Source organism: Halorientalis brevis, from assembly GCF_023077655.1.
This window is the reverse complement of the sequence record NZ_JALLGV010000003.1, coordinates 522,337-532,002: the sequence shown is the minus strand read 5'-3', so window position 1 is coordinate 532,002 and position 9,666 is coordinate 522,337. Positions and strand designations below refer to the sequence as shown.

Here is a 9,666-nt window from a genome sequence, read left to right as displayed (position 1 = left end):
ACGAACGTCCACAATCCACCTTTTTCCGCGTCGGGTCGCCTCCGGCGACCGCTCGCGCAAAAACGTGGGCGAAAAAGCGCTCGCTCACTCCGTTCGCGAGCGGTGACTACTCTTCGTCCAGAATCTTCTCCGCCAGCATCGGCACGAAGGTCCCGATGTCGGTGACCATCCCGACGGCCTGTGCGCTGCCGCGGTCGAGGAGCTGGGTGACCGTCGCCGGGTTGATGTCGACGCACACAGTTCTGGTGGTCGAGGGGAGGCAGTTCCCGACCGCCACCGAGTGGAGCAACGTCGAGAGCATGAGAACGAGGTCGGCCTCGTGGGCCTGTTCGCGAATGGCGTTCTGAGCCTCGACGGAGTCGGTGATCGTGTCCGGGAGCGGGCCGTCGTCGCGGATGGAACCCGCGAGCACGAACGGCCGGTCGTTCTCGACGCACTCGTACATGACGCCGGATTCGATCACGCCCGTTTCGACGGCCTCCTCGATGCCGCCGGCGCGGATGACTTCGCTGATGGTGTAGATGTGATGTTTGTGTCCCTTGCGAGGGTGGTCGAGCGACTCGGTGTCCATGCCGAGGGAGGTGCCGTAGAGGTCGCGCTCGATGTCGTGAACGGCGAAGCCGTTGCCAGCGGAGATCATGTCGACGAACCCTTCCCGGACGAGGCGAGCGAGGTCCTCCCGAGCACCCGAGTGGATGAGGGCGGGCCCACAGACAGCGAGCACCGTGCCGTCCTCGGCTTTGGTCTCCTCGATGGCCTCGGCGATGTTACCGATAGTCGTCTCGGAGGGGCGCTCCGAAGAGACGCCGCCCTGCATGAATCCGAAGGCGCCTTCCTGGTCGCGGGGACGCTCGGGGGGCTTGACGCGGATACCTGCTTCGCCGGTCACCACGAGGTCGTCGGCGTCGATGGCGTTGAGCACCTTCGTGTAGGCGCGCGGTTCGCCGTCGGGGCCGCCTTCGGGTTCCACGACGACGGCACAGTCCATCTCGACGTCCTCGACGGAGAGCCACTGGCCCTCGTAGCGGATCTGCGTCGGGTGGTTGGTCGTCGAGTAAAAGCCCTTGGGGACGACCTGATCTTCCGGGGCGGGTTCGAGCGTCGCGTCCTTCGGGTCGGCGGGATTGGCGCCGTTCTGGTGCAGTTCGTGGACGATCGACTGGAGCGTCTCCTGGTCGTCGGCAGTCACCAGGAGTTTGGCGTACGATTCAGCGTCCTTGTGGCGACCGATCTGGAACTCTTCGACCTCGAAGGCACCTCCCATGTCCATGATGATGCCGAACGAGGTCTGCATCATCCCGGAGTCGATGATGTGTCCCTCGAGTTCGACTTCGCGCGAGACTGTCATGCTCGAGAAATGGACGGACGGCGATAAGTGGGTTTGGGTCGAGCGTCGACCACGACGGCGGAACTAGGGAACGCCGGTTACAGCCTACATACTTTGGCACAACATTCATTATCGTCGTCGTACACGTTCCTGTACCGGATCCAACATATACACACGTCAACTATTGCTGGGCGTGTGTTGGTCGCAGACGAGACGGAGTCGGCCGCTGGGAGACAATGGGATTCGAATACACGAACTACGTCCTGCCGTACGTCGTCGCGGTGCTCGTCAACCTGGCGCTGATCGCCAGGCTCTGGCGGTACCGGAACCGCCGCGCAGCCAGGGGCTTTCTGTTCGACGTCAGCGGGATCGTCCTGCTCTCGGTGTGTAACGCGTTGCAGTTGCTCTCGACGACCGTCGGGGCCAAGCTCTTCTGGTGGAACTGGCGGTTCGTCCCGATCACGTTCATGGCTGTCGGCTACATGCTGACGGCCGTCGAGTACACCAACCGCGACCACTGGCTCACCTACCGGACGGGGGCAGCACTCGCAGCGGTTCCGATCGTCACCCAGGCACTCATCTGGACCAACGACAGTCACGGGCTGTTCTACGGGTACGCGTACGACGAGGCGGCGAACCTGCTGGTCCCGCAGTTCGGACCGCTCTACTGGCTGTTCGCAGCGTTCGTCGTGGGCTGTCTCGGCGTCGGGATCTATCTCCTCTTGGATCTTGCCCGGACACAGGTTGCGTTCACCAGGCAGGCCACGATCCTGCTCGGGTCCATCCTGCTCGTCCTCGCCGGGGAACTGCTCTGGTGGTTCCACGTCATCCCCATCGATCCGGCCCCGCTGACCAGCACCGTCAAAGTCGCGGGCTTCCTGTTCGGCGTCGCTCGCTTCGAGTTGCTCGACATCGTCCCCGTCGCCCGGAAGACGGTCATCGAGAACATGCGCGACGCGGTGTTCGTCGTCGACCGGACGAACCGCATCGTCGACGTCAACCAGGCGGGCAAACGGCTGGTCGGCGACGGCGACGTCGTCCGCAACGCCATCGACGAGGTGTTCGACGCCGAGACGATTCGGGCCCACGAAGACATGCGTGAGGGGCAAACCGAACTCACGCTGTCGCTCGACGGCGAGCCGCGACACTTCGACTTCCAGATCTCACCGCTCTCCGCCGACGGAGCCGCCCACGGCGGGCGGCTGTTCGTCTTCCGCGACGTCACCGAACGCAAACGCCGCGAAGACGAACTCGCGATCCTCAATCGGATCGTGCGCCACGACATCAGAAACGACATGTCCGTCATCGACGGCCGCGGCGCGCTCTTGGAAGAGTACGTCGAGGAAGGCGGCCAAGAACACCTCCAGAAGATCCGCAAGAGCAGCCAGCACGTCGTCGAGCTGACAGACAACGTGGGTACGCTCATGGAATCGATCGCGAGCGAGCAGACGATGGAGGTCGAACCGACTGCCCTCAGCGCGGTCCTCGAAACGCAACTGGATCGCGCCCGGATGCGTCACGACGCAGCCGAATTCGTCGTGGAGGGCGCGATTCCCCAGAACAGTCTCGTGACGGCGAACGAGATGCTGTCGTCGGTGTTCACCAACCTGTTCAACAACGCCGTCAACCACAACGACTCGGACGCGTGTCGCGTGACCGTCTCGGTCACGGAGACGCCCGCTTCGGTTCGCGTCGAGGTGGCAGACGACGGGCCGGGAATTCCGGACGAGAAAAAAGACGACATCTTCGGCCGTGGAGCGAAAGGACTGGACAGTTCCGGGACCGGCGTCGGCCTGTACCTCGTCGATACGCTGATCGACCACTACGGTGGCACGATCACCGTCCGCGACAACGAGCCCACGGGCAGCGTCTTCGTGATCGAACTCCCCCGGGCAGCCAGCAGGCAAGCGCAGTCACAGCCGGTCGACAACCGGTGAGCGCTCCGCGTCGAGCGCACCGGGACGGTCGGGACGGTGCCGCCGAGTCCCGACGACCAGAGGGGCGACGCGCCGGCGATCACGGCTACTCACCCGACGTGACAGTCCACGCGCCAGGCCACGTCGTCGGTCGCGGCACGCAGGTGCTCGAACAGGCCGCGCAAGCCCGGCGAGTCAGTGGCCGGGAGGACGTGGAGCCGGACTGTCCCGTCCCGGATGCTCACCCGGAACACGTCGCCCGTCGCCTCGTCGTTGACGAGATACAGCGGCATCGGGAGGTCGAACCAGTCGCCGTACGTGTATCGCTCCCCGGCGAGCACCCCTTCGACGATCGACTGGAGCCGATCGTCCGACTGGGCCGGCGTCGGGGTGAGCGAAAACACCGTCTCACCCTCGTACTCGACGCCGCCGCTGTGTGGGTAGCGCCGCTCTGGCCGGCACGGGATGGCGAACTGATCCTCGGTCCCGTCGTCTGCATCTGACACGATATCCGCCTAGCAAGAGATATGATGTCATCCCATTTAAGAACGTGGCTGCGACGGGTGCGTCTCCGTACGTTCGACGGGGACAGTCCGCCGTGACAGTCGGGATAAAAGCCGGCTACGGTCGGTGAAACGTGTAACGGAGTCGGCCCCCGTCACCGTCGATTGCGACGGTCAGTTCGCCGCGGTCGTGGTCGAACAGGAGCGTCTCGACGCCGTCGCGTTCGAAGGCGTGGAGCGGCATCCCCGTTTCGACGGTCCCGTCGCGCGTGACGACGACCTTCGCGTTCGGAAACTCACAGATGACGCGGTCGTCGGTCACCGTGAACTTCCCGCCCTGGCAGAACTCGTCGAGGTGGTCGACGACCGTCTCCCACTCGGCGAGTTGCACCTGGTCGGCACCCCCATCCGGCAAACAGGTTCCTCCTGCCGGCTGTTCCATACTCGTACCTGTACGCCGTCGTGTATATGTGTGACGGCGCGTCTGACGCAGACACTGCGCCACAGTGCAGCCGGCCGACGCGCCGGTGTCGCGCGACGCCCCGCGCCGATCACGCGAAGAGGTCGTCGTGGCGCTGTGCGAGGTTCGTGTAGTCCCCGGAGCTGTAGGCCTCGAACACCGATTCGGGATCGATGTTCGTCTCCGCGAGCGGCGTGACCGACGCTGGCATGCCGCGAACGAACGACTCCGGTGGAACCTCGTACCCCTCGGGGACGACGGTTCCCATGGCGACGATCGAGCGTTCGCCGATGGTCGAGTCCGACAACGTGGAGTTGAACCCGACGAGACAGCCCTCCTCGACGGACGTGTCGTTGAGGATCACCCCGTGGCCGACCATCACGTGGTCGCCGACAGACGAGGCGTGTACCACCGCGTTGTCGCCGACGTGTGACTGCTTGCCGACGTGGACCGGGCCGACGTCGCCGCGGAGCACCACACCGGGCCAGACGCTGGCGTTCGCGTCCACCGTGACGTCCCCGACGACCGTTGCCTCCTGACTCACGTGTGCGTAGCCGTGAATCTCTGGAGTGGTCCCCTCGAACGCGTACTCGCGACTGTCCACCATACGACGCCGCAGGGAGTAGTCTACTTAAATCATTGGCTCGCTGGCACGTAGGTGGTTCCCAGAGCGGCGTGATACAGGCTCGAACTGCGACCGTCTGGGAGGGAACTGGTGGTCAGTTCGGGGCGTCAGCGACTGTCAGCAGCGGGGGCTGACATTGGAGGCGCGGGCGCGCGTGCAGCGTCGTCCCGGCTCCTCTCGACAGACCGAGAAAGGTAAGCCCCCGGGGTGGGAATCACCGGGCGATGAAACTCGCACGGGCTGACACACCTGACGGCGTCGTCGAGGGCGAGTACGTCGACGGCGTGATCGAAACCGACGACGCATCGTACGAAATCGGCGAGGACGCGACGCTGCTCGCGCCGTGTGACCCCGACGTGCTGTTCTGCGTCGGCCGGAACTTCGGCGAGAAGGTCGACCAGATGGACTACGACGTCCCGGACGTGCCGGACTGGTTCATCAAACCGCCGCACAGCCTCCACCCGCCGGAACAGCCGATTCCATACCCCGAGTGGACCGAGGAACTGACCTACGCCGGCGAACTCGCCGTCGTCATCGACGAGGCGTGCCACGAGATCGACGAGGACGAGGTCGACGACGTGATCCGGGGCTACACCATCCTCAACGACATGGACGCGCTGGACCAGGAACGCCGGACGGCACGCAAGGCCTTCGACCACTCCGGCCCGCTTGGTCCCTGGATCGAGACCGACTACGAGCCGGTCGGCAAGGAGATGGAGACGACGATTAACGGCGAGCGTCGCCAGCACGACAACACCGAGAACATGTTCAACAAACCCCGAGAGGTCGTCGCCTTCCTCTCGGAGCGCTACACGTTCCGCCCCGGCGACGTCATCTCCTTCGGGAGCCCGGCCAACCCCGGCCTGGTCGAACCCGGCGACGAGATCGAGATTCGCTACGAAGGGATCGGAACGCTCCGAAACACCATCGAGTAATCGCCCGCCCGTTTTCGCGTTACTGTTCGTCTTCGATGTCGACGACGAGCACCGGCAGTTCGGCGCCCTCGACGACTCGTTCGGTCACGCTGCCCAGGGACGCCAACCGATCGCGCCCCGTCCGGCCGTGGGTCCCCATCGTGATCAGATCGATCTCCGCGTCGGCCGCGTAGTCGATGATCTCCTTGTGCGGAATCCCCTCACGGAGGTCGGAGACGACGTCGAGGTCGGAGTCCGCTAGCCGTTCGACCGCGTCGTCCAGCGCACGCTGGCCCTGCTGTTCGAGCGAGGCGGCGACGTCGTCTTTGGTGTCGTCGTCGGCCGCCAGGTACACCCGACGGTCGACCACGGACAGCACGTGCAACGTCGCGTCGTTGTCCGCGGCGATGTGTGCCGCGTGGTCGAGGGTCTTCGCCGTCCCGCTACTCCCGTCAGTTGGAACGAGTATCCTGTCGTACATCTCTGTAACGTCTCGGGAATTGGGGCGGCGCGTACTTGAAACAGGAGCCCGGTTCCAGGCGAGTGAGAGGACGCCGGCACCCGACGTGCGACGCCAACCCCCGGTCGAGAGACGTGTCAGAACGCGTATCCTGTATTCGAGAACAGGTCACGTGGGAAACCGGGACCAGGGAACGCGGACCCACCGCATAAGCGATCGTACTTGTTTACTCAGTTGTGTATAGCGATACAAATACGGTGACGGGGGCACACGGTACAGGCACGATTTCAATGAGAGCGGAGATTCACCAGACGTTCGTGGGGCTGCCGGCGTCGGGTCGCGAGGTGGGGCGATGACGAGCGACGAGCCGGTGCGGCTGGAACTGTACGTCAGGTCGCTGCTGGCCGAACAGGCGCGAAGCCAACAGGACGAAGTCATCGAGCGGCTGAACGCGCTCAAGGACGACGGTGCCATAGACGAGTTCCAGGTCGTCATCTGGGGGCGGCAGGCGCCGGCCTCACCGGCCCAGGCGCGAACCGACGCGGGCGTGTTCGTGCTCAACCGCGTGGCGGTCTTCTCGGAGTGGGCGGCGGCCAACGGGCTCTCCGTCGACGAGCACTTCGAACACCGGAGCGTCGAGTCCAGCATCGTCAACGAGTCCTATCAGGCAGTGCGGTTCCCCGTCATGACGCTCGCCGAGTATCACGGCCAGGACCTCGCGTTCGTCGCCCCCGCGACCGAGCAGGACGCGACCCACACGGTACGTGAGCGTCTCGCTCACATCGAGCGGGAAGACCAGCAAGCGGCGGGCACCGACGAGTTCGAGCGGTTGAGCAGCGCCTACTCGGAACCGCCGCGGCAGTTGACGCTGGCCGGCAGAGACGGCCCCCACGTGACCGGCGTCTGAATCTGCCAGGGGTCTACGGGAGCCGTCGACGAGTCCGTGTTCACCGGTGGCGGAACGCGTAACTGTGCTCGTCGCCAACTGCGAAGTATGTCCCAGGACGCCAATCAGGATCTTCCGGAGACCGACGAGGAGTGGCGCGAGGTTCTCACCGACGAGGAGTACCGCATCCTCCGCGAAGCGGGGACGGAACCGAAGTTCAGCGGCGAGTACGTCGACCAGAAAGCCGACGGAACGTACGTCTGTGCCGGCTGTGGAACGGCGCTGTTCGATTCCGACACCAAGTTCGAGTCCGGCTCGGGGTGGCCGAGTTTCTACGAGGCGGCCAAGGACAACGTCGAGACGCGACTCGACACCAGTCACGGCATGCGACGGACGGAAGTCGTCTGTGCGACCTGCGAGGGCCACCTCGGCCACGTCTTCGAGGACGGCCCGGACCCGACGGGCAAACGCTACTGCATCAACTCCGCCGCGCTCGATTTCGAGTCCGAGGACGAGTAAGACTGTTTTCCGCGCGCTCACTCGATTCCGCCGGCACCGCTCGGTGCGTCACCCAGGTCGTACCTCTCGCTCTCGATACCGAGTTCGTCCAGTGCCGCTTCGAGGTGGCGCTCTTCGGCGTACTCCGCGCCGTCGTCCTCGCGGAGCCGCTGGGCGGTCGCCAGCACCTCGCCGCGGCGGTCGTCGGGCACGTCGAATTTGTCGGTCGCCAGTTCGATCACGAGGCCGTTGTGGTCGCGGGTGTACAGCGAGTGGAAGATGCCGCGGTCGAACTCGTTGAACCCTTTGCCGGCGTCCGCGAGCGCGTCCTTGACCTCGGCGAACCGGTCGGGATCGACGCGAAAAGAGAGGTGGTGCACCGACCCGACGCGGTGGCGATGGGGCGCGGGGTTCGAGTCGCGGTCGTCGCGCACGAAGAAGGTGAGAATGCGGCCGTCGCCCGTGTCGAAAAACAGGTGCGTCGTCTCCGGGTCGTCGAGGTTGGGCTGGCGCAAGACCAGCGGCATACCGAGCAAATCGCGGTAGAACGCGAGCGTGTCTTCCTCGTTGCTCCCGATGAGCGTGATGTGGTCAGTCCCGCTCACGTGCATCGGGCTCTCGGGGATTTGGGCCGTCACTGCGGGCGAGTCGGATTCCTGCTCGTCGGACATACCCCGGCGTACGGACGCGCGCTACAAACACCTGTCCCGAATTGTGCCTGCCGACGTTACAGCTATCGGGCGATGACGCTCTCGGGGCCGTCGCGGGACCTGGATCGTGGTACACGTTATCAAGAGTTCCAGACAACTTATCCGTGCTTCGCTCGTAGATAGAGTATGAGTGAAGAATCCGGGCGGCGGAATCTCCGCATGCCCAACGATGACGAGGTATTCGCAGTCGTCACCCAACACAACGGTGGCAACCACGTCCGACTCCAGTGCGAAGACGGCAAAAGCCGGATGGGACGGATCCCAGGTCGAATGAAGTTCCGGACGTGGATCAACGAGGAAGACGTCGTCATCGCCGAACCGTGGGACTGGGACGACGACAAAGCGAACATCGAGTGGCGCTACGACGGCCGCGACGCCGACCAGCTCCGCGACGAAGGCCACATCCAGTAACGCAGCAGTCGCTGTCTGATGCAGTTTCTTCCATTTTCTCGACGCCGAGTGACGACGAGCGACCGCACTGTGGGTCGTCGAGCCGTTTCAGCAGGGGAACGGTCCGTCGCTATTCGACGCCCCTGTCCTGTCAGGGAGTCCGGGCGACACAGCACTTAGGTGAGACACAGGCGAACACGACCCATGGAGGCACCTGGCGAACTCCGTTCGGCCGCGGACAGCCACGACGAGATCACGATCGCTCGCCGCGAGTACGAGGACGAGAACGTCGTCGTGGTGGATTTCGGCCCCGCAGTCCATCCGTCGCTCGACGTCGTCGGTGACGTGGCGATCGTCGTCGCGGGCGACGATCAGTACGAGTTCGAGATTCCGCCAGATGCGTCGGACATCACTGTCAACGACGGAATGTTGCTCATCACGAGTGCACAGACCGACGAAAACCGCTAGCGGTCGACACCGCTCGGAATCGGAGAGACCACATGACAGTACGAGACGCTGAACTCAGAGCCGTGGTCAGACGCGACGTCGTCGACGTCTGGGGCGAAGGGGACGTCGACGTGCTCGACGAGATCGTGGCTCCGGACATTGTGATCCACGAGCCGTCGGCACAGGACGACGTCGAAGGGCGAGACAGCTACCGGGAACTCGTCGAGACGTATCGGACTGCGTTCCCGGATTACGACACCACCGTGGAAACGGTCACCACGGACGAAGACACGGCGATGGTACGCTACACCGCTCGGGGGACGAACGACGGCGAGTTCATGGGGATGGCGCCGACCGGCCGGTCGGTGGTCGCGACCGGTATGGAACAGTTCCGCGTCGCGGACGGGGTAATCGCCGAGAAGTGGTCGCTCTTCGATACGCTGGGACTGCTCCAGCAGCTCGACGTAGTCCCCGGTATCGAAGAACTGGTCCGGCGAGCGGCCGACAGCTGACGGCCCTCGCGAGTTCCC

Annotated in this window: 13 protein-coding genes; 7 read left to right on the top strand and 6 right to left on the bottom strand. The window is 64.5% G+C overall.

The genetic code is table 11. From position 1 onward, the window contains the following. Nucleotides 1–106: 106 nt before the first annotated feature. Nucleotides 107–1,348, bottom strand: coding sequence for an ornithine cyclodeaminase, nickel-pincer nucleotide-dependent (locus MU553_RS08175; RefSeq protein ID WP_247377552.1), 1,242 nt, complete (start codon nt 1,346–1,348; stop codon nt 107–109). Between the two features lie 215 nt (nt 1,349–1,563). Here MU553_RS08175 and MU553_RS08170 point away from each other — a divergent pair, with 215 nt between their 5' ends. Then, a complete protein-coding gene (locus MU553_RS08170; RefSeq protein WP_247377550.1) occupies nt 1,564–3,264 on the top strand; it encodes a histidine kinase N-terminal 7TM domain-containing protein in 1,701 nt (566 codons plus the stop codon). Nucleotides 3,265–3,353: 89 nt separating this feature from the next. Here the strand turns inward: MU553_RS08170 and MU553_RS08165 are convergent, their stop codons facing one another. The 3 genes from MU553_RS08165 to MU553_RS08155 all read right to left on the bottom strand — a co-directional run bounded on the left by MU553_RS08165 (nt 3,354) and on the right by MU553_RS08155 (nt 4,810). Next, the gene (locus MU553_RS08165; protein WP_247377548.1) at nt 3,354–3,749 is read right to left on the bottom strand and encodes a hypothetical protein; all 396 of its coding nucleotides are present in this window, start codon (nt 3,747–3,749) and stop codon (nt 3,354–3,356) included. A gap of 115 nt (nt 3,750–3,864) precedes the next feature. After that, the gene (locus MU553_RS08160) at nt 3,865–4,188 is read right to left on the bottom strand and encodes a hypothetical protein (RefSeq protein ID WP_247377546.1); all 324 of its coding nucleotides are present in this window, start codon (nt 4,186–4,188) and stop codon (nt 3,865–3,867) included. 109 nt (nt 4,189–4,297) lie between these two features. Continuing rightward, nucleotides 4,298–4,810: a gamma carbonic anhydrase family protein gene (locus tag MU553_RS08155; RefSeq protein WP_247377573.1), complete on the bottom strand. Its 513-nt coding sequence runs from the start codon at nt 4,808–4,810 to the stop codon at nt 4,298–4,300. Nucleotides 4,811–5,055: 245 nt separating this feature from the next. On the opposite strand from MU553_RS08155, the gene MU553_RS08150 reads away from it, so the two are divergent. After that, nucleotides 5,056–5,766 carry a fumarylacetoacetate hydrolase family protein gene (locus tag MU553_RS08150; protein WP_247377544.1) on the top strand — a complete coding sequence of 237 codons (711 nt, stop codon included), beginning with the start codon at nt 5,056–5,058 and terminating at the stop codon, nt 5,764–5,766. Nucleotides 5,767–5,785: 19 nt separating this feature from the next. Here MU553_RS08150 and MU553_RS08145 read toward each other — a convergent pair whose 3' ends face one another. Further along, nucleotides 5,786–6,226, bottom strand: a complete 441-nt coding sequence (locus MU553_RS08145; protein WP_247377542.1) for a universal stress protein — start codon at nt 6,224–6,226, stop codon at nt 5,786–5,788. Between the two features lie 331 nt (nt 6,227–6,557). Between MU553_RS08145 and MU553_RS08140 the strand changes: the two genes are divergently transcribed. Both MU553_RS08140 and msrB read left to right on the top strand, forming a co-directional pair. After that, nucleotides 6,558–7,112, top strand: coding sequence for an HTH domain-containing protein (locus MU553_RS08140; RefSeq protein WP_247377540.1), 555 nt, complete (start codon nt 6,558–6,560; stop codon nt 7,110–7,112). Nucleotides 7,113–7,199: 87 nt separating this feature from the next. Beyond that, nucleotides 7,200–7,610 (top strand): peptide-methionine (R)-S-oxide reductase MsrB, encoded by a 411-nt coding sequence (gene msrB / locus MU553_RS08135; protein WP_247377538.1) that lies wholly within the window; start codon nt 7,200–7,202, stop codon nt 7,608–7,610. A gap of 17 nt (nt 7,611–7,627) precedes the next feature. Here msrB and MU553_RS08130 read toward each other — a convergent pair whose 3' ends face one another. Next, nucleotides 7,628–8,260 carry a VOC family protein gene (locus MU553_RS08130; RefSeq protein WP_247377537.1) on the bottom strand — a complete coding sequence of 211 codons (633 nt, stop codon included), beginning with the start codon at nt 8,258–8,260 and terminating at the stop codon, nt 7,628–7,630. Between the two features lie 165 nt (nt 8,261–8,425). On the opposite strand from MU553_RS08130, the gene MU553_RS08125 reads away from it, so the two are divergent. The 3 genes from MU553_RS08125 to MU553_RS08115 all read left to right on the top strand — a co-directional run bounded on the left by MU553_RS08125 (nt 8,426) and on the right by MU553_RS08115 (nt 9,648). Beyond that, the gene (locus tag MU553_RS08125; protein ID WP_282594228.1) at nt 8,426–8,710 is read left to right on the top strand and encodes a translation initiation factor eIF-1A; all 285 of its coding nucleotides are present in this window, start codon (nt 8,426–8,428) and stop codon (nt 8,708–8,710) included. 183 nt (nt 8,711–8,893) lie between these two features. Next, nucleotides 8,894–9,157 (top strand): DUF7127 family protein, encoded by a 264-nt coding sequence (locus MU553_RS08120; protein WP_247377535.1) that lies wholly within the window; start codon nt 8,894–8,896, stop codon nt 9,155–9,157. A 32-nt stretch (nt 9,158–9,189) separates the two neighbouring features. After that, nucleotides 9,190–9,648, top strand: coding sequence for an ester cyclase (locus MU553_RS08115; RefSeq protein WP_247377533.1), 459 nt, complete (start codon nt 9,190–9,192; stop codon nt 9,646–9,648). Nucleotides 9,649–9,666: the final 18 nt, after the last annotated feature.